The following is a 17,824-nucleotide window of genomic DNA, read 5'->3' as shown; positions in this document are numbered from 1 at the left end:
GCCGCCGTACCTCGCGATCACGGCGGCGGCGCGCCACGCCCTTCTCGTACGCCACACACCCGGAAGCGCGGGAGATCGTGTTCGACTTTCTTCAAGGTTATGACGTCCTCGGGGCGTTCTGGATGACGGTGAAGCTGACCGCACTCTCCGCCGTCGGCTCCCTGATCTGGGGCACCCTGCTGGCCGCGATGCGGGTCAGCCCGGTCCCGCTGATGCGCGGGTTCGGCACCGTCTACGTCAACATCGTCCGGAACATCCCGCTGACGGTCATCATCCTGTTCACCTCACTCGGCCTCGCCGACATCTTCGGCGTGACCATGGGTGCCTCCGACTTCAAGGTGCAGGGCTTCCGGCTGGCCGTGCTCGGCTTCGTCGCCTACACGGCGGCCTTCGTCTGCGAGGCGGTGCGCTCCGGTATCAACACCGTGCCCCTGGGGCAGGCCGAGGCGGCCCGCGCCATCGGGCTGAGCTTCAGTCAGACCCTGCGGCTCGTCGTGCTGCCGCAGGCGTTCCGTGCGGTCATCGGCCCGCTGGCCAACGTACTGATCGCCCTGACGAAGAACACGACCGTGGCCGCCGCGATCGGCGTCGCCGAGGCCGCCTATCTGATGAAGTCGATGATCGAGAACGAGGCCCAGACGCTGCTCATCGGCGCGGTCTTCGCCCTCGGTTTCGTGGTGCTGACCCTTCCCACCGGGCTCATCCTGGGCTGGCTGGGCAAGCGACTGGCGGTGAAGCGATGAGTTCGGTCCTGTACGACACGCCCGGCCCCGGCGCCAGGAAACGCAACGCCCTGCTCTCGGTCGTCTTCGTGGTCCTGATCGCGCTGGTGGTGTGGTTCGTCTGGCAGAAGATGGACGACAAGGGCCAGCTGAAGTGGTCCCTGTGGCAGCCTTTCACCACGTCCGAGGCGTGGACCACGTATCTGCTGCCGGGTCTGGGCAACACACTGAAGGCCGCCGCGCTCTCCATGGTCATCGCGCTTCCGCTGGGCGCGGTCTTCGGTATCGCACGGATGTCCGACCACCGATGGGTGCGGGTCCCGGCCGGGGTGGTGGTCGAGTTCTTCCGCTCGATCCCGGTCCTGCTGCTGATGCTGTTCGCCAACGAGTTCTACGCCCGCTCCACCGGCGTGACCAGTGAGGACCGCCCGCTGTACGCGGTGGTCACCGGTCTGGTGCTCTACAACGCCTCGGTGCTCGCCGAGGTCGTGCGCGCCGGCATCCTCGCGCTGCCCAGGGGGCAGACGGAGGCCGCGTACGCGATCGGCCTGCGCAAGGGTCAGACGATGACCAGCATCCTGCTCCCACAGGCGGTCACGGCCATGCTCCCGGCCATCGTCAGCCAGCTGGTCGTCATCGTGAAGGACACCGCGCTGGGCGGTGTGATGATCGGCTACACCGAGCTGCTCAACACACGCAGCACCCTGGCGGCCAACTACGCCAACGTGATCCAGAGCTTCGTCGTGGTGGCGATCATCTTCATCGTCGTCAACTTCGTCCTCACCAGCTTCGCGAGCTGGCTGGAGCGCCGGCTGCGGCGCAGCAAGCGGAGCACGGGCGCGGTCCTCGGCGCCGAGGACATGGAGGAACTCAACCCGGCGGCGGTCGGCGGAACCTTCGGGACCGGCGCGAGCGACACCATCTGATGATCGGTCAACTCACCTGATCCGCGCGGAGGCAGTGGCATGATCGCCACTGCCTCCGTCACTTGACGCAAACACCGCCAATGGGTTGCATACGTTCTGTGATCGTGCACCCTGCTCCAACTTCCTGTTCACATATGTCCCTCAGGACACCGTCGCGGGCAGGGGGCGCCGCGCCGTGGACCCGGTGATCATCGTCGGTGCTGGACCCGTCGGGCTCACGCTCGCCCTGGCGCTGGCCCGTCAGGAAGTGCCCTCCGTCGTGCTGGACGAGGGGCCCGGCAAGGACGAGCCGCGTCCCGCGCGCACAGTCGTGCTGCGCGAGGACACGGCCGCCCTGATGGAGCGGCTGACCGGTCTGCCGGTCGAGGAGGCCGGACTGCGCTGGGCCGGATGGCGGTCGCTGCGGCGCAAGCAGGTGATGCGCGAGATCGCGTTCGGCGACGACGAGCCCGCCCCGCTGCACATCGCCCAGCACGTCCTGACCGGCGCCCTGCGCGAGGCCCTGGCCGGCGAACGGCTCGCCAGGATCGCCGTCGACAGCCGTCTCGACTCCGTCGAGCAGGAGCCCTCGGGAGTCACCGCCCACACCCGCGGCCCGCAGGGCACCTGGTGGCGCGGCAGCTACCTGGTCGGCTGCGACGGCCCGCGCTCCACCGTGCGCAAACTCCAGGACATCCGCTTCCCCGGCCGTACGGCGGTCGAGCGACACGCCGTGGCCGCCCTGCGTGTGGAACTTCCGTGGGACGGTGAGGCGTTGCTCCATCGGATGCCGCCGTGGCGGACGGCCGGACCCTCGGGCGGGGAGGTCACCGGGCGACCGCTGCCGGACGGGGTGTGGCGCCTGGACTGGCTGCTGCCGCCGGGCAAGGACCTGGTCACACCCGAGCTGCTGCTGGCCCGCGTCCGGGAGACCCTCGCCGGCTGGACGGGGGGCTCCACACCGCCGTACGACCTGCTCGACACCGGCGTCCACACCGTGCACCACCGGCTGGCGCGCCGCTGGCGGGTCGGCCGGGTGTTCCTCGCCGGGGACGCGGCGCACCTCCTGGGCGCGCTGGGTACCCAGGGGCTCGACGAGGGGCTCAGGGACGCCGACAACCTCGCCTGGAAGCTGGCGCTGGCCTGGCACCACGGGCCGCACGAGGCGCTGCTGGACAGCTACCAGGCGGAGCGGCGCGGTGCGGTCGCCGCCCGGCTGCGCGCCGCCGACCAGGTGCTGCCCCTGCTGCGCGGCGGTGGCGGGCTGCGCGCGTACGTGCCCGGCGCGGCCCGGGGCGCCGAAGCCCTGCTCACGGACGGTCACCTGGGGCGCGGGACGCTCGGCACGCCGGGGGCGTACGCCTCCTCGCCGCTCGCGCCCCGGCACCTCGAGGGCGAGGTGCCGGTGTCCACCGCTCCCGGGGCGCCGGTCGCCGATGTGCTGGTGACAGCGGAGGACGGCTCCTTCGTGGGGCTGCGGGAGCGCCTCGGACACGGCGCGCTGCTCGTCGTCCTGGTCGCACCGGGTACGGGCGTGTGGGACCGCAAGCACTGGGTGACCGCCGGGATCATGCCCCGGCTGGCGGCCGCCGTGACCGCACTGCCCCATCCGGCCGAACTGCTGGTCGCCGAGAACTACCCGGGAGCCTCCGCGCACACCGTGCTCCTGGTACGGCCCGACGGCCACCTCGTGACGGCGCTGGGCGGAGTACGTCCGGCCGACCTGTACGCGGCGGCGGAGGCGACGCTGGGCAACCCGGCGAAGACGGAGGCCGAGGCGGGCGCGGGGGCGCGTTGAGGCGGACCGGAGCGCGCAGGGGCGTCGCGGAATGTGGCGCGGGTTCTGAGTCGCGAGGTCTGGGGCGCAGGGCGTCTGCGGCAATCTCGTACGCACGTACGTCGTACTCACGGTCACTGTGCGGTCCACATAGTGACAGTGAGTTGACCGGTCTGCACCGACATGGTGTACTCCGCATCGTGACCGACACCTGTGTGCGCCTGTGGCGGAGGGTCCATCTGGACCTCGTCCGCTACCCGGGCTGCCTGTGTCGCGAGTCCTGCTGAATTCGCATTCCCTTCCTCACCCGCGCGCGCCGCTTCCGTGCTGTCGCGCGCGCTCCGCGAACGCTCTTCAGGACGGTGCCACGTGTCTGTCTCCCCCTCTGCGCCCACGACGGCTCCTGGGGCCCCCACGGCCTCCACGCCGACGCAGGCCGATCTCCTCGATTTCGTACGGCGCACGGCCGCCGACGCCGATCTCATCGCCTCGCTCCCGCTCGATCCCGAGGGCCGCACCTGGGTACGGCTGGAGGGTCCCGGCGGCAGCGAGGCCTGGCTGATCGGCTGGCCGCCCGGCACGGGCACCGGCTGGCACGACCACGCCGAGTCCGTCGGCGCCTTCATCACGGCCTCGGGCGAGCTGAAGGAGAACTCGCTCGCCGCGCGGCTGCCCGCCGACGGCTGGAAGACCCTCGAACTGACCGACGGGGTGGACCGGGAGCGGCGGTTGCCCGCCGGCAAGGGGCGCGCCTTCGGTCGTCACCACGTCCACGAGGTGCTGAACGAGTCCACCGACCAGCACGCCGTCTCCGTCCACGCCTACTACCCTCCGCTCCCGCAGATCCGCCGGTACAGCCGCGTGGGCCAGGTCCTTCGCCTGGAGCAGGTCGAGCGTCCGGAGGACTGGCAGTGACGGACACGGTGGCGGGGCCGTCGCTCAGTGCCGGCGAACGGCCCCTGGGCATCGACGAGTTGCTGGAGCGGGTGCGCGCGGGGTTCGACCGGGTCGAGCCGAGGGAGGCGTACGAGGGTGCCCTCGCCGGTGAGGTGCTGCTGGTGGACATCCGGTATTCGGCCCTGCGCGAGCGCAACGGCCTGATCCCCGGTGCCCTCGTCGTCGAGCGCAACGAGCTGGAGTGGCGCCTCGACCCGCAGGGCAGTCACCGCGTCCCCGAGGCCACGGGCCACGATCTGCGGGTCGTGGTGATCTGCAACGAGGGGTACGCGTCGAGCCTCGCGGCCGCGTCACTGCACCAGTTGGGGCTGCGCCGGGCGACCGATCTGGTCGGCGGCTTCCAGGCGTGGAAGGCGACGGGGTTGCCGGTGGCGTCGCGGGCGGCACTCGACACCGAGCGCTAGAACCCCTCGTCCTCGAGGAACTCCGCGTCCTCCCCCTCCTCCTCCAGCGCGCGTCGGACCACCCGCAGGGCCATTCCCTCGGGATAGCCCTTGCGGGCGAGCATGCCCGCGAGACGGCGCAGCCGCTTGTCACGGTCGAGACCGCGCGTGGAGCGCAGCTTGCGGGCGACGAGTTCCCGCGCCGTCTCCTCCTCCTGCTCGGAGTCGAGCTGTGCGACGGCCGCGTCGATCAGCGCGGAGTCGACGCCCTTGGTCCGCAGCTCCTGGGCGAGCGCCCGCCGGGCCAGCCCCCTGCCGTGATGCCGGGACTCCACCCAGGCGTCCGCGAAGGCGCTGTCGTTGATCAGCCCGACCTCCTCGAACCGGGACAGCACCTCCTCGACGGCCTCGTCCGGGATCTCCCGTTTGCGCAGGGCGTCCGCGAGTTGCTTGCGTGTGCGCGGGGTCCCGGTGAGCAGGCGCAGGCAGATCGCCCGCGCCCGCTCCACCGGGTCCGCCGGCGGCTCCTCCCGCTCGGCCCTCGACGAGAAGGAGGAGCCACCGTCCTCACCGGCCGGCTCACCGCGGCGTCGCTGCCGACGCCCCCGGGAGCCACCCGTCGCACGGGCCCCGCCACGGGCCCCGTCGTGCCGGCGTGAGCCGCCACCGGACGCACCTGGACCCTGCGGCCCGCCGTCGTCCGGCCACTGCCCGCCGCCGGGCTCGTCACCGAACGGCCCCTCGGTGTCGTACGACCCCCCGTGGCCGTACGACACCGCGCGGCCGTGTCCCCCGTCCGCGTACGCCTCGCCGTCCGGACCGGCGAAACCCCCGTCACCCGCCCCGTCCCGCTCACGCGGAGCGTCCGGATAGGCGTACTCAGACCAGTCGGTTCGCCGTGTCATGGATCAGCTCTTGGCAGCCGGGGCCTTGGTCTTGGCCGCCTTGGCCGCCGGAGCGGGCACGGTCTTCGCCGCGTCGTCCGCGGAGGCGGTGGCGGAGACGGCGGTGGCGCCCGCGCCCGGCTCGGCCGTCGGCTCCTCCGGCCGCACGCCCACGCCCAGCTTCTCCTTGATCTTCTTCTCGATCTCGTTGGCCAGGTCGGGGTTGTCCTTCAGGAAGTTGCGCGCGTTCTCCTTGCCCTGGCCGAGCTGGTCGCCCTCGTACGTGTACCAGGCGCCGGCCTTGCGGACGAAGCCGTGCTCCACGCCCATGTCGATCAGACCGCCCTCGCGGCTGATGCCCTGCCCGTAGAGGATGTCGAACTCGGCCTGCTTGAAGGGCGGCGCGACCTTGTTCTTGACGACCTTGCAGCGGGTGCGGTTGCCGACCGCCTCCGTGCCGTCCTTCAGGGTCTCGATGCGGCGGATGTCGATGCGCACCGAGGCGTAGAACTTCAGCGCCCGGCCACCGGTGGTGGTCTCCGGGGAGCCGAACATCACGCCGATCTTCTCGCGGAGCTGGTTGATGAAGATGGCGGTGGTCTTGGACTGGTTGAGCGCGCTGGTGATCTTCCGCAGGGCCTGGCTCATCAGACGGGCCTGCAGACCCACGTGGCTGTCGCCCATCTCGCCCTCGATCTCCGCGCGCGGGACGAGCGCGGCGACGGAGTCGATGACGATGAGGTCGAGGGCGCCGGAGCGGACCAGCATGTCCACGATCTCCAGAGCCTGCTCGCCGTTGTCCGGCTGGGAGAGGATCAGGTTGTCGATGTCGACGCCGAGCTTCTTCGCGTACTCGGGGTCGAGGGCGTGCTCCGCGTCCACGAAGGCGACCTGGCCACCGGCCTTCTGCGCGTTGGCCACCGCGTGCAGGGTCAGCGTGGTCTTACCGGAAGACTCCGGTCCGTACACCTCCACCACACGGCCACGCGGCAGGCCGCCGACGCCGAGGGCGACGTCGAGTGCGGTCGACCCGGTGGGGATGACCTCGATGGGCTCGTTCGGCCGCTCGCCGAGGCGCATGACGGCGCCCTTGCCGAACTGCCGTTCAATCTGTGCGAGCGCGGCGTCCAGGGCCTTCTCGCGGTCGGTTCCTGCCATGGGTTCCACCCGGTTTGCTTGAGTCGATCGCTTCACGTCAAAGACGCTAACGCCTGCCACTGACAATGCGCCCCGACGCCCGTCCGGCCTGTGGATAACTCGGGTACTTCTCCGTCAAAAACGCGTCGAATCACCCGCGGAGAGCCTCGCCGGAGCCTCCATAAGAATGGATGTTCGATTTTGGTGTCAAGCGCACCACGCGACACCTCCGAGACTCTGTCAACCCACCGACAGCCCGGGCTGCTCCCGGCGGCGTACGGCGGATGTCTTCGACGGGACGACGACCGGGAGGGGGCTGTCCCGGAAGGCTCAGGGGCATGAGGACCGAGAAGAGCACCCGAGGGAGCGGCGAAGCGGCGCGGCGCCCCGCCGACGTCCCGGCACCGGCCGGACCACTCACACGGTTGCCGGGCTTGCGCCCGGTGGAGCGTTTCTGTCACGCCGTCGGGCTCCTGTTGATCCTCTCCGGCCTCGCGCATCTGCTGGTGTTCGCCGTCGACGGCGGACCCTGGTACGGGCCCGTCTCCTGGCGCAAGCCGGTGACCTTCGGGCTGTCCTTCGGGGCGACCCTGATCGCGGTCACCTGGGTCACGTCGTATCTCCGCGTCGGACCACGCCTGCGTACCGTGCTGCTCGCCGTGTTCGCGGCCGACTGCGTCGTGGAGGTCGGCGGCATCACCCTCCAGGCCTGGCGCCGGGTGCCCTCGCACCTCGACATGGAGACGCCCTTCGACACCGTCGTGTCGATGACGCTGGCGGTGGGCGGGGGTGTCCTCGTGGTGCTGCTCACGGTGTTCGCAGTGGCCTCGTTCCGGCACCGGCCCGCGGGACCCGCCGAAATGGCGCTCGCCGTGCGTTCCGGGTTCGCGATCCTGCTCGTCGCGCTCGCCTCGGGCGCCGCGATGATCGCGCGCGGTGTGGTGCTCACCCGTACCGGCCACCAGGAGGCGGCCTACCACTCGACGGCCCCGCTCAAGCCCCTGCACGGCGTCAGCCTGCACGCCGTCCTGGTGCTGCCCGCCCTGGCCTGGCTGCTGTCCCGTACCTCCTGGAGCGAACCCACCCGGCTGCGGCTGGTGGCCGCGGCGACCGGCTGCTACGTGCTCGCCGTCATCGCCGCCGGCGTGTGGGCCGTGCTCACCTACTGAGTCTCATCAGCCAGTCCGGTCGGCTCCCGCCCCCGGGAGGAGTCCTCGCCGCGCTCCCCCGCCTCTTCCCGTACCGCTCCCGTCCGCGCGGTCCACAGCTGTCTGGCGCGCGCGAAGAGGCCGCTACCCGATCCGCCTCCGCGGTGGCCCTGGACCCGGGGATCGTCGGTGACCGCGTACCGCTTCACGTAGGCGCCGAGGAACGCCTGCAGTGTGGCGACCGCCGGGATGGCGATCAGGGCGCCGACGGCACCGAGGAGCGCGGTGCCGGCGAAGACCGAGCCGAAGGCGACGGCGGGATGGATGTCGACGGTCTTCGCGGTCAGCTTGGGCTGCAGCATGTAGTTCTCGAACTGCTGGTAGACCACGACGAAGATCAGCACCCACAGCGCGTACCAGGGATCGACGGTGAACGCGATCAGCATGGGCAGGGCGCCCGCGAGATACGTGCCGATCGTCGGGATGAACTGCGAGACCAGGCCCACCCAGACGCCGAGCACGGGCGCGTAGGGCACACCCAGGATCTGCAGCAGGATGTAGTGGGCTATGCCGGAGATGAGCGCCATCAGGCCGCGCGAGTACAGATACCCGCCCGTCTTGTCGACGGCTATCTCCCACGCGCGGAGCACCTCGGCCTGCCGTGCGGGCGGCAGTACGGAACAGATCGCGCGCCGCAGCCGGGGGCCGTCGGCGGCGAAGTAGAACGAGAAGAGCGCGATCGTCAGCAACTGGAAGAGGCCGCCCAGGACCTGGGCGGAGACGTTCAGGACACCGGTGGCGCTGTGCTGAACGTAGTTGCGCAGCCAGGTGGAGCGGAGCAGACCCTGCTGGACGTCCACCCGCTTCAGGTGGGTGTGGAAGTGGGTGTTGATCCAGTTGATGACCGAGTCGAGATAGTCCGGGAAGTTCTCGACGATCTTGATGATCTGGCCCGCCAGCATCGAGCCGAGCAGGGTGACGAAGCCCGCCGCGAGGACCATCACGGCGAGGAAGACGATGCCGGTGGCGAGGCCCCGGCGCATGCCGCGCGAGGCCATCCAGCTCACCGCGGGCTCGATGGCGAGGGCCAGGAAGAACGCGATGAGGAGGTTGATGAGCAGCCCGGTGAGCTGGTGGAAGGCCCAAGTGCCCAGCTGGAAGGCGGCGTAGAGAGCGAGCACCAGCACCACGGCCCGCGGCAGCCAGCGGGGCATGGCGGCGCTCGACCTGTCACCGCCGTCGGCCGGGCGGTCGGGCGGCGTCGTGCCGAACGGGGATGCGTCCTGGGCCGTCGGCCCGGTCTCGTCAGTGGGTGCCACGCGTCAAGTCTCGCCCACCGCTGTGACAACCGGATGCCACCCTGCGATCTTCACGACCGGTCAGCGCTTCTCCCCCGGAACGTCCATGACCGCGCAGACCACGCGCCACACGTCCTTGGCCTCCCAGCCGGCGTTCAGCGCCTCGTGCACCGTGCGTCCGCCGAGCTCCGACATCACGTGGTCGCGCGCGAAGGTGTCGGCGTACCCCGGACCGAAGTGATCCGCCATCCGCTCCCAGAAGACCGTCAACCGCATGCCTCCAGTATCCCGCCCCTGAGGGTGGGCCTGAGCCGGGACCACTTGCCGAGACCGCTTTCCGCCCTACGGTCTGTCGCATGTCCGAAACAGGAGCTTCCCCACTCCCCGCCACGCCCCCGGCGCACTCCCCGCTCTTCCGCGCCGAGCACTTCGTCTGGCTCACCGCGCGCGTGCTCGAGCAGCGCGTCTTCGCGCACCACTTCCTGAACGGGAGCGCCGACCCGGTGGAAACCGCGCTGGACGCCTACCGCAACGAGGACGGCGGTTACGGCCACGCCCTGGAGCCCGATCTGCGGGGCCCGGTCAGCCAGCCGCTGCACACCGGGCACGCGCTACGGGTCCTGGACGCCATCGGGCGCTGCGGCGGACAGCGGGTGGAGCGGGTGTGCCGTTATCTGACCTCCGTCTCCACCAAGGACGGGGCGCTCCCGGCGATCCATCCCAGCCAGCGCGGCTATCCGGCGGCCCCGTTCATGCCGATCGTGGACGACCCGCCGAGCGAACTGCTCGCCACCGGGCCGGTGGTGGGCCTGCTGCACCGCAACGAGGTGTGGCACGCCTGGCTGTTCCGGGCCACGGACTACTGCTGGCAGGCGATCGACTCCCTGGGGGAGTCGCACCCGTACGAGATCGAGGCCGCCGTGGCCTTCCTGGACTCCGCTCCCGACCGCCCGCGCGCGGAGGCGGCAGCCGACCGTCTCGGCCGTCTGGTGCGCGAACACCGGCTCGCCGCGCTGGATCCGGGCGACCTCGCCGGGTATCCCGTGGCGCCCGGCTACGCCCCCGGCGAGCATCATTTCCCACACGACTACGCGAAGACACCGAGCTCACTGGCGCGCGCGTGGTTCACCGACGACGAGATGGCACGCTCCCTGGACTTCCTCGCCGACGCCCAGCAGGAGGACGGCGGCTGGCCGGTCCGCTGGCGCCAGTGGGCGCCGGGCACCACGCTGGAGGCACGCCCCATGGTGACGATCGAGGCACTGCGCACCCTCAGGGCGCACGGTCGCGTCATCGGCTGACCCCGCCTCGGTGAGATCACCCGCCCATGGCCCGCACACCGGCGGTGACGATCACGGCCGCCGCCACGACGAGCAGGAACGGCGCCCGCAGCACCAGCGCGACGGCGGCCGCGGCGATCCCCGCCAGCCGCGCGTCGAGCACCAGGCGGTGTCCGTCGGCGAACGTCTGCTGAGCGGTCAGCGCGGCCAGGAGAGCCACCGGCAACAGCGCCGCCAGCCGCCGCACGAGCGGGCGCTCCAGGGTGCCGGCGGGCACGAGCAGGCCGATGAGCTTGACGGCGTAACAACCGAGCGCGGTGGCACCGATCGCGATCCAGGTGTTCAACGGCTCTCCTCCTCCGTGTGGTCGTCATGGGCGGCGTCGCGTGGAGCCCCCTTGCGCCGTCCCTCCAGGAAGAGCACGGCAGGGGCGGCGAGCGCGGCCACCAGGACGGGTGCGCCGGCGGGCAGTACCGGCAGCAGGCCGAGCCCCAGCAGGACGGCGAGGCCCGCGACGGCACGCTCGGTGGTGGTCCTGAGCATCGGCGCGAGCAGCGCCAGGAACACGGCGGGCCCGGCGGCGTCGAGTCCCCACGCGTCCGTGTCCCCGATGGCCTGGGCACCGAGTGCGCCGAGCAGAGTGGTCAGGTTCCACAGCAGGTACAGACTCAGCCCGGTGACCGTGAACCCGATCCGGGCACTGCGCCGCGTCGGCTGCGCGAGCGCCACGGCGGTCGTCTCGTCGATGACCCACTGGGCGGCGAACGGCCGTACCGCGCGCGGGAGGGCCAGCAACTGCGAGAGACGCAGCCCGTAGAAGGCGTTGCGGACCCCCAGGAAAAAGGCGCCGGCGGCGGCCGTGAGCGGATTGCCACCCGCCGCGAGCGCGCCCACGAGCGCGAACTGGGACGCCCCGGTGAACACCAGGAGGCTGAGCACACAGGCCTGCAACACCGTGACCCCGCTGCCGGCCGCGGTCACCCCGAAGGCGAAGCCGGACAGTCCTACGGCGACCCCGACTCCGAGGGCGTCCCGGACGACGGCGGCGTCGGGCTTGTCCTCGCCCCGGACGTCTGCGAAAGCGGTCTGTTCTGCCACCCCTCCGACGGTACGAGCAGCCCGCGCGGAGCGTCTTGTACGTTCTTGCGCTCCCGCTGGTAGGCCCCCGGAGGCACTCCCACGATCCGGGCGAAGTGCCTGTTCAGATGCGGTTGATCGGTGAATCCCACGGCGACGGCCGCCTCCGAGGGCGGCGTACCTGCGTCCAGCAGCCGCCGCGCCCTCCGCACCCGGGCGTCGGTCAACCAGGCGTGGGGCGGCATCCCGTACGCGTCCCGGAACGCCCGCAGCAGCGCGAACGGACTGGTCCCGAGATCAGCCGCGAGCCCCTCCAGGGTCGGCGGCCCGGCCATCCGCTCCTCCAGCACGGCACGCGCGCGTGAGGCGATCCGGCTGCCCGCCGTCCGCACCGCCCGCTGTGGCAGGGGACCGCCGTTGAGCCGCAGCAACCTGGTCACGGCCACCCTCAACAGGGTGTCGGCGGCCAACGCGTTCCCTTCGTCCGCGGCCCGCAGCACCTGGTGCACCAGCCCTACGGCATAGGGGTCGTCGAGCACCGGACTGACGAACCCCGGCGTCCCGCGCAGGGTCGTGGTCTCGGCGGCGATCTCCGCGACCACCTCCGGCGACGGATAGACGGCGCCGTACCGCCATCCCTCCGGCACCCCAGCCCGTCCGGTGTGCGGTGTGTCGGGATTGACCAGGGCGAGTGTCCCCGCGCCCGCGTACTGATCGGCCCCGCGGTGGTGGAAGACCTCGACCCCGTCCGCGATGGCCGCGATCACGAAGTGTTCGTGGGTGTGCCGCACGAACGCCTTGCGGATGTACCGGGCCCGCAGCAGGTCGACTCCCGGCAACTCCGCATACCGCCAGTGCCGTGCCACCTCACTGCCCGAACCCGCCACACCCCCATTCTCAGCGAGACCGACGAAGCCTGGCGAACCCATTACGACCCGTGACGGCCCTGGATGACCCGCCACGGCCCGCCTGCGGACGGCGGCCTGGGTCGGGCCCAGTTGGCCGGCCAGCTCCTCCAGTCGGGGTCCCAGCACCGGGGGCCTCTACCACACGGCCACACCGCGAGAGCCCTCGATCAACGGCGCCACACCGCGAGGCCCGGGTCGCGCAGCCCCCGACCACCGCCGACCGCCGACCGAAACGCCCCCACCCGCCACCCCACGGCGCGAACCCGCAGGTCAGCGCCATTGTCAGTGGCCGGGTGCAGGATGGACGCATGGTCAGCTCCGCACACCGAGCCCTGGACGGCTTCTCCCCCGCGACCCGCGGCTGGTTCACGGGGGCCTTCTCCGCGCCCACGGCGGCCCAGGCGGGCGCGTGGAACGCCATCAGAGAGGGCTCGGACGTGCTGGTGGTCGCCCCCACCGGTTCCGGCAAGACCCTCGCCGCGTTTCTCGCAGCCCTGGATCAGCTGGCCTCGACGCCCCCGCCGGCGGACCCGAGGAAGCGCTGCCGGGTGCTGTACGTCTCGCCTCTCAAGGCCCTCGCGGTCGACGTGGAGCGCAACCTCCGCAGCCCCCTGACGGGCATCCGCCAGGAGTCCGTCCGGCTGGGCCTGCCCGAGCCCGAGGTCAAGGTCGGCATCCGCTCCGGCGACACCCCGCCCGCGGAGCGCCGCGCCCTGTCCACCCGCCCGCCGGACATCCTGATCACCACCCCGGAGTCCCTGTTCCTGATGCTGACGTCGGCGACCCGCGACGCGCTGACCGGCATCGAGACGGTGATCCTCGACGAGGTGCACGCGGTGGCCGGCACCAAGCGCGGCGCCCATCTCGCCCTCTCCCTGGAGCGCCTCGACGAGCTCCTGCCGAAGCCGGCCCGCCGCATCGGCCTCTCGGCGACCGTCCGCCCGGTCGACGAGGTCGCCCGGTACCTCTCGCCGCGCCGCAAGGTGGAGATCGTCCAGCCGAAGTCCGGCAAGGAGTTCGACCTCTCGGTGGTCGTCCCCGTGGAGGACCTCGGCGAGCTGGGCGGCTCCCCGGTCGCCGACGGCTCGGAAGGCCAGGAGCGCCCCTCCATCTGGCCGCATGTCGAGGAGCGGATCACCGACCTGGTCCAGGGCCACCGCTCGACGATCGTGTTCGCGAACTCCCGCCGTCTCGCGGAACGCCTGTGCAACCGGCTCAACGAGATCGCGTACGAGCGCGCCACCGGCGAACCCCTGGACGAGCACCACGCCCCGGCCGAGCTCATGGGCGGCTCGGGCGCGGCCCAGGGGGCCCCGCCGGTCATCGCGCGCGCCCACCACGGCTCGGTCTCCAAGGAGCAGCGGGCCCTGGTCGAGGAGGACCTCAAGGCGGGCCGCCTCCCTGCCGTGGTGGCGACCTCCAGCCTCGAACTCGGCATCGACATGGGCGCGGTCGACCTCGTCGTCCAGGTCGAATCACCCCCTTCTGTGGCCTCCGGCCTCCAGCGCGTGGGACGGGCGGGCCACCAGGTCGGCGCGGTCTCCACGGGTGTCGTCTTCCCGAAGTACCGCGGCGACCTCGTCCAGGCGGCCGTGGTCACCGAGCGCATGCGCACCGGTTCCATCGAGTCCCTGAAGGTCCCCGCCAACCCCCTGGACGTCCTGGCCCAGCAGCTGGTGGCCATGACCGCATTGGACACCTGGCAGGTCGACGACCTGCTCGCCATGGTCCGCCGGGCGGCCCCCTTCGCCTCGCTCCCGGAGTCGGCCTTCACGGCGACACTGGACATGCTCGCCGGCCGCTACCCGTCGGACGCGTTCGCCGAGCTGCGCCCGCGTGTGGTCTGGGACCGCGTCACCGGGACGGTCACCGGCCGCCCCGGTGCCCAGCGCCTCGCCGTCACCTCCGGAGGCACGATCCCGGACCGCGGGCTGTTCGGTGTCTTCCTCGCCGGGTCCGACCCGAAGAAGGGCGGCGGCCGGGTCGGCGAGCTGGACGAGGAGATGGTCTACGAGTCCCGGGTGGGCGACGTCTTCACGCTGGGCACCAGCTCCTGGCGCATCGAGGACATCACGCGCGACCGCGTCCTGGTCTCCCCCGCGCCGGGAGTGCCGGGCCGGCTCCCCTTCTGGAAGGGCGACCAGCTCGGTCGGCCGCTCGAACTGGGCCGTGCGGTGGGCCAGTTCCTGCGCGAGGTGGGTTCGCTGCCCAAGGAGGACGCCCGGCTGCGCCTCCTCGCGGCGGGCCTGGACGCCTGGGCCGCCGACAACGTCCTGTCGTACCTGGACGAGCAGCGCGAGGCCTGCGGTCATGTCCCGGACGACCGGACGATCGTCGTCGAGCGCTTCCGTGACGAGCTGGGTGACTGGCGGGTCGTCGTCCACTCCCCCTTCGGCGCCCAGGTCCACGCCCCGTGGGCGCTCGCCCTCGGCGCCAAGCTCTCCGAGCGCTACGGCATGGACGCCCAGGTGATGCACGCCGACGACGGCATCGTGCTGCGCCTGCCGGACGCCGATCTGATGGGCCTGGACCTGCTCGACCAGGAGCCCATGAAGGCGGGCACGGAGTACGACGCGGAACAGGCACCGGTCGGCGCGGCGGACGTCGTCTTCGACAAGGGCGATGTCGACCAGATCGTCACCGATCAAGTGGGCGGCTCGGCCTTGTTCGCCTCGCGCTTCCGCGAGTGCGCCGCCCGCGCGCTGCTTCTGCCCAAGCGCAACCCCGGCAAGCGCACCCCGCTGTGGCAGCAGCGCCAGCGTGCCGCCCAACTGCTGGAGGTCGCCAGCGAGTTCGGCTCGTTCCCGATCGTCCTGGAGGCCGTCCGCGAGTGCCTGCAGGACGTCTTCGACGTCCCCGGTCTCGTGGAGCTGATGGGCGACCTGGAGTCCCGCAAGGTGCGACTGGTCGAGGTCACCACTCCCGAGCCGTCCCCCTTCGCCCGCTCGCTCCTGTTCGGGTACGTGGCCCAGTTCCTCTACGAAGGGGACTCTCCGCTCGCCGAGCGCCGTGCCGCCGCCCTGTCGCTGGATTCAAGGCTGCTGGCCGAGCTGCTGGGCCAGGCGGAGCTGCGCGAACTCCTCGACGCCGAGGTGCTCACCGAGCTGGAGCGGGAGCTGCAATGGCTTACCGAGGACCGGCGGGTGAAGGACGCCGAGGGCGTCGCCGACGTCCTGCGCCTCCTCGGCCCGCTGACCGACGCCGAGCTGGCCGAGCGCGGCGCGGAGCCGCAGTGGGCCCAGGAGCTGGCCGGTGCCCGCCGCGTGATCCGGGTGCGTATCGGCGGCGGCGAGCACTGGGCGGCGATCGAGGACGCGGGCCGGCTGCGCGACGCGCTCGGCACGGCCCTGCCGGTCGGTGTGCCGGAAGCCTTCATGGAACCGGTCAAGGACCCGCTGGGCGATCTCCTCGCCCGCTACGCCCGCACTCACGGCCCCTTCACGTCGGCCACGGCCGCGGCCCGTTTCGGCCTGGGCGTGGCGGTCACGGAAGGCGCCCTGCAGCGGCTCGCCGCGGGCGGCCGTGTCGTACAGGGCGAGTTCCATCCGGCGGGCATCGGCCAGGAGTGGTGTGACGCGGCCGTGCTGCGCAGGCTGCGCCGCCGCTCCCTGGCCGCCCTTCGCCACGAACTCGAACCGGTGGCTCCGCAGGCCCTCGCCCAGTTCCTCCCCCAGTGGCAACACATCGGCAAGGGGCACGCGCTGCGCGGCATCGACGGACTGGTGCGGGCGGTCGAGCAGTTGCAGGGCGCGTCCGTGCCCGCCTCGGCCCTGGAGAAGCTGGTCCTGCCGTCCCGCGTCACGAACTACACCCCGGCGATGCTGGACGAGCTCACCGCGGCCGGTGAGATCGTCTGGGCCGGCGCGGGCGCCCTCCCGGGCAAGGACGGCTGGGTCTCCCTCTACCTGGCCGACGCGGCCCCTCTGCTCCTGCCCCCGCCGCACCCCCTGGAGCTGACGGCGCTGCACGAGTCCGTCCTGACCGCCCTCTCCGGCGGCTACGGCCTGTTCTTCCGCCAGATCGCCGACCAGGTCCGCGCGACCACGCACCCCGACGTCACCGATCCCCAACTGGCCGACGCCGTCTGGGACCTGGCCTGGTCCGGCCGGCTGACGAACGACACCCTCACCCCCATGCGGTCCCTGCTCGGATCGGGCCGCACGGCGGGCTCGACGGCCCACCGCGCCAAGCGAGCGGTCCCGCGCGGCCGCTACGGCTCCCTCACGGCGGCCGCCCGTCCCGCCTCCCGTAGCGGCCCGCCCACGGTCGCCGGCCGCTGGTCCCTGCTCCCGTCCCGCGAGGCCGACACGACGGTCCGTGCGCACGCGCTCGCCCGCGCCCTCCTCGACCGGCACGGCGTGGTCACCCGGGGGGCCGTCGCCGCCGAGGGCGTCGAGGGCGGCTTCTCGGCGACGTACCGCATCCTGTCGGCGTTCGAGGAGAGCGGCCAGGCCCGGCGCGGCTATGTGGTGGAGGGGCTCGGCGCCGCCCAGTTCGCGATGGACGGCGCGGTGGACCGCCTCCGCGCGGTGTCCAACGCCCGCGACCGGGGCGAAGCCCTGCCCCAGCCGCCGACCGACAGCACCCCTGGAGACAGCGCCTTCGGCTCCCCCCACGCCTTCACCCCGCCGGGCGACCGCGCGGCCGACGGTGACACCCCGCTCGGCCACACGCCCTACGGTGCCGACTTCCCCGACTCCTTCGACTGGACGGACGCCTTCGACAACGCGGACGGCGCCGCCCCGAGCGGCGGTCGGGCTGACGCAAGCCGTCCCGGCCTCGACGACGACTTCGGCGTCCCGCGCACCCCGTCGAGGGACGAATACGTCTCCCCACGTGACTTCCCCCGCGACTTCTCGTCCCCAGGAGCGGGCGGCCCGCGCGGCGGCTCAGTCTCCCCCTTCGGTTCCTACGACTCGTACGGCGCCGCCCTCCCCAACCGGCGCCGCACGCCTGACAACCGGGCCGTGGTCCTGGCCGCCGCCGACCCGGCCAACGCCTACGGCGCCGCCCTTCCCTGGCCGGAGCCCCCGACCGGCGCGGGTCACAAGCCGGGCCGCAAGGCGGGCTCCCTCGTCGTGCTCGTCGACGGTGAGCTGACCCTCTACATGGAGCGTGGCGGCAAGACCTTGCTGGCCTGGCCCGCGGAACCGGACGGCACAGCGACCGACGACCCCCGGCTGCGGACGGCCGCCGAAGCCCTCGCCGCGGCCGCCCGCGCGGGTTCCCTCGGCACGGTCACGGTCGAACGGGTGAACGGCGCCTCAGCCCTCACCTCCCCCATCGGCGCCCTCCTGGAAGGAGCGGGCTTCATCGCGACGCCCCGTGGGCTGCGGCTGCGGGCGTGA

The 17,824-nt window shown here is 72.1% G+C and carries 15 protein-coding genes; 8 read left to right on the top strand and 7 right to left on the bottom strand.

What is annotated here, in order from left to right:
• Positions 1–77 precede the first annotated feature (77 nt).
• From ABZZ74_RS38315 to ABZZ74_RS38295, 5 genes are all read left to right on the top strand, one after another.
• On the top strand, positions 78–743 hold the full coding sequence (locus tag ABZZ74_RS38315; RefSeq protein ID WP_356773062.1) for an amino acid ABC transporter permease: 666 nt from the start codon (positions 78–80) through the stop codon (positions 741–743).
• A complete protein-coding gene (locus tag ABZZ74_RS38310; RefSeq protein ID WP_356773060.1) occupies positions 740–1,648 on the top strand; it encodes an amino acid ABC transporter permease in 909 nt (302 codons plus the stop codon). Before ABZZ74_RS38315 ends, ABZZ74_RS38310 begins: the two co-directional genes overlap by 4 nt.
• Positions 1,649–1,823: 175 nt before the next feature.
• The gene (locus ABZZ74_RS38305) at positions 1,824–3,425 is read left to right on the top strand and encodes an FAD-dependent monooxygenase (RefSeq protein WP_356773058.1); all 1,602 of its coding nucleotides are present in this window, start codon (positions 1,824–1,826) and stop codon (positions 3,423–3,425) included.
• 348 nt (positions 3,426–3,773) lie between these two features.
• Positions 3,774–4,319: a cysteine dioxygenase gene (locus ABZZ74_RS38300; RefSeq protein ID WP_356773056.1), complete on the top strand. Its 546-nt coding sequence runs from the start codon at positions 3,774–3,776 to the stop codon at positions 4,317–4,319.
• Positions 4,316–4,765 carry a rhodanese-like domain-containing protein gene (locus tag ABZZ74_RS38295; RefSeq protein WP_356773054.1) on the top strand — a complete coding sequence of 150 codons (450 nt, stop codon included), beginning with the start codon at positions 4,316–4,318 and terminating at the stop codon, positions 4,763–4,765. The genes ABZZ74_RS38300 and ABZZ74_RS38295 overlap by 4 nt, the downstream gene beginning before the upstream one ends.
• On the opposite strand, the gene recX is transcribed toward ABZZ74_RS38295, so the two are convergent.
• Both recX and recA read right to left on the bottom strand, forming a co-directional pair.
• Positions 4,762–5,649: a recombination regulator RecX gene (gene recX / locus ABZZ74_RS38290; RefSeq protein ID WP_356773052.1), complete on the bottom strand. Its 888-nt coding sequence runs from the start codon at positions 5,647–5,649 to the stop codon at positions 4,762–4,764. The genes ABZZ74_RS38295 and recX overlap by 4 nt on opposite strands.
• A gap of 3 nt (positions 5,650–5,652) precedes the next feature.
• Positions 5,653–6,786 carry a recombinase RecA gene (recA, locus tag ABZZ74_RS38285; RefSeq protein ID WP_356773050.1) on the bottom strand — a complete coding sequence of 378 codons (1,134 nt, stop codon included), beginning with the start codon at positions 6,784–6,786 and terminating at the stop codon, positions 5,653–5,655.
• 317 nt (positions 6,787–7,103) lie between these two features.
• Between recA and ABZZ74_RS38280 the strand changes: the two genes are divergently transcribed.
• Positions 7,104–7,934, top strand: coding sequence for a hypothetical protein (locus tag ABZZ74_RS38280; RefSeq protein ID WP_356773048.1), 831 nt, complete (start codon positions 7,104–7,106; stop codon positions 7,932–7,934).
• Here the strand turns inward: ABZZ74_RS38280 and ABZZ74_RS38275 are convergent.
• Both ABZZ74_RS38275 and ABZZ74_RS38270 read right to left on the bottom strand, forming a co-directional pair.
• Positions 7,928–9,232, bottom strand: coding sequence for an AI-2E family transporter (locus ABZZ74_RS38275; protein ID WP_356773046.1), 1,305 nt, complete (start codon positions 9,230–9,232; stop codon positions 7,928–7,930). The two genes, ABZZ74_RS38280 and ABZZ74_RS38275, sit on opposite strands and share 7 nt — an antisense overlap.
• Positions 9,233–9,292: 60 nt before the next feature.
• A complete protein-coding gene (locus ABZZ74_RS38270) occupies positions 9,293–9,487 on the bottom strand; it encodes a DUF3046 domain-containing protein (RefSeq protein WP_208780414.1) in 195 nt (64 codons plus the stop codon).
• 80 nt (positions 9,488–9,567) lie between these two features.
• Between ABZZ74_RS38270 and ABZZ74_RS38265 the strand changes: the two genes are divergently transcribed.
• A complete protein-coding gene (locus ABZZ74_RS38265) occupies positions 9,568–10,512 on the top strand; it encodes a hypothetical protein (RefSeq protein ID WP_356773044.1) in 945 nt (314 codons plus the stop codon).
• A 16-nt stretch (positions 10,513–10,528) separates the two neighbouring features.
• Here ABZZ74_RS38265 and ABZZ74_RS38260 read toward each other — a convergent pair whose 3' ends face one another.
• The 3 genes from ABZZ74_RS38260 to ABZZ74_RS38250 are packed head-to-tail and all read right to left on the bottom strand — an operon-like array spanning position 10,529 to position 12,455.
• The gene (locus ABZZ74_RS38260; RefSeq protein WP_133046197.1) at positions 10,529–10,837 is read right to left on the bottom strand and encodes an AzlD domain-containing protein; all 309 of its coding nucleotides are present in this window, start codon (positions 10,835–10,837) and stop codon (positions 10,529–10,531) included.
• Positions 10,834–11,589 carry an AzlC family ABC transporter permease gene (locus ABZZ74_RS38255; RefSeq protein ID WP_356773041.1) on the bottom strand — a complete coding sequence of 252 codons (756 nt, stop codon included), beginning with the start codon at positions 11,587–11,589 and terminating at the stop codon, positions 10,834–10,836. Before ABZZ74_RS38255 ends, ABZZ74_RS38260 begins: the two co-directional genes overlap by 4 nt.
• Complete coding sequence (locus ABZZ74_RS38250; protein WP_356773039.1) at positions 11,496–12,455, bottom strand: AraC family transcriptional regulator; 960 nt, start codon at positions 12,453–12,455, stop codon at positions 11,496–11,498. The genes ABZZ74_RS38255 and ABZZ74_RS38250 overlap by 94 nt, the downstream gene beginning before the upstream one ends.
• Before the next feature lie 329 nt (positions 12,456–12,784).
• Here ABZZ74_RS38250 and ABZZ74_RS38245 point away from each other — a divergent pair, with 329 nt between their 5' ends.
• Positions 12,785–17,824: an ATP-dependent helicase gene (locus ABZZ74_RS38245; RefSeq protein WP_356773037.1), complete on the top strand. Its 5,040-nt coding sequence runs from the start codon at positions 12,785–12,787 to the stop codon at positions 17,822–17,824.

The organism is Streptomyces sp. NPDC006476 (assembly GCF_040612015.1).
Classification (GTDB): domain Bacteria; phylum Actinomycetota; class Actinomycetes; order Streptomycetales; family Streptomycetaceae; genus Streptomyces; species Streptomyces griseorubiginosus_B.
Note: the sequence above shows the minus strand (reverse complement) of the source record. Positions and strands in the feature narration are given on the sequence as shown.

What these genes read in the sequence shown, in the direction of transcription:
- ABZZ74_RS38310 (WP_356773060.1), top strand. Translation starts at nt 740, where the DNA reads ATGAGTTCGGTCCTGTACGACACGCCCGGCCCCGGCGCCAGGAAACGC.
- recX (WP_356773052.1), bottom strand. Translation starts at nt 5,649, where the DNA reads ATGACACGGCGAACCGACTGGTCTGAGTACGCCTATCCGGACGCTCCG.
- recA (WP_356773050.1), bottom strand. Translation starts at nt 6,786, where the DNA reads ATGGCAGGAACCGACCGCGAGAAGGCCCTGGACGCCGCGCTCGCACAG.
- ABZZ74_RS38280 (WP_356773048.1), top strand. Translation starts at nt 7,104, where the DNA reads ATGAGGACCGAGAAGAGCACCCGAGGGAGCGGCGAAGCGGCGCGGCGC.
- ABZZ74_RS38270 (WP_208780414.1), bottom strand. Translation starts at nt 9,487, where the DNA reads ATGCGGTTGACGGTCTTCTGGGAGCGGATGGCGGATCACTTCGGTCCG.
- ABZZ74_RS38265 (WP_356773044.1), top strand. Translation starts at nt 9,568, where the DNA reads ATGTCCGAAACAGGAGCTTCCCCACTCCCCGCCACGCCCCCGGCGCAC.
- ABZZ74_RS38245 (WP_356773037.1), top strand. Translation starts at nt 12,785, where the DNA reads ATGGTCAGCTCCGCACACCGAGCCCTGGACGGCTTCTCCCCCGCGACC.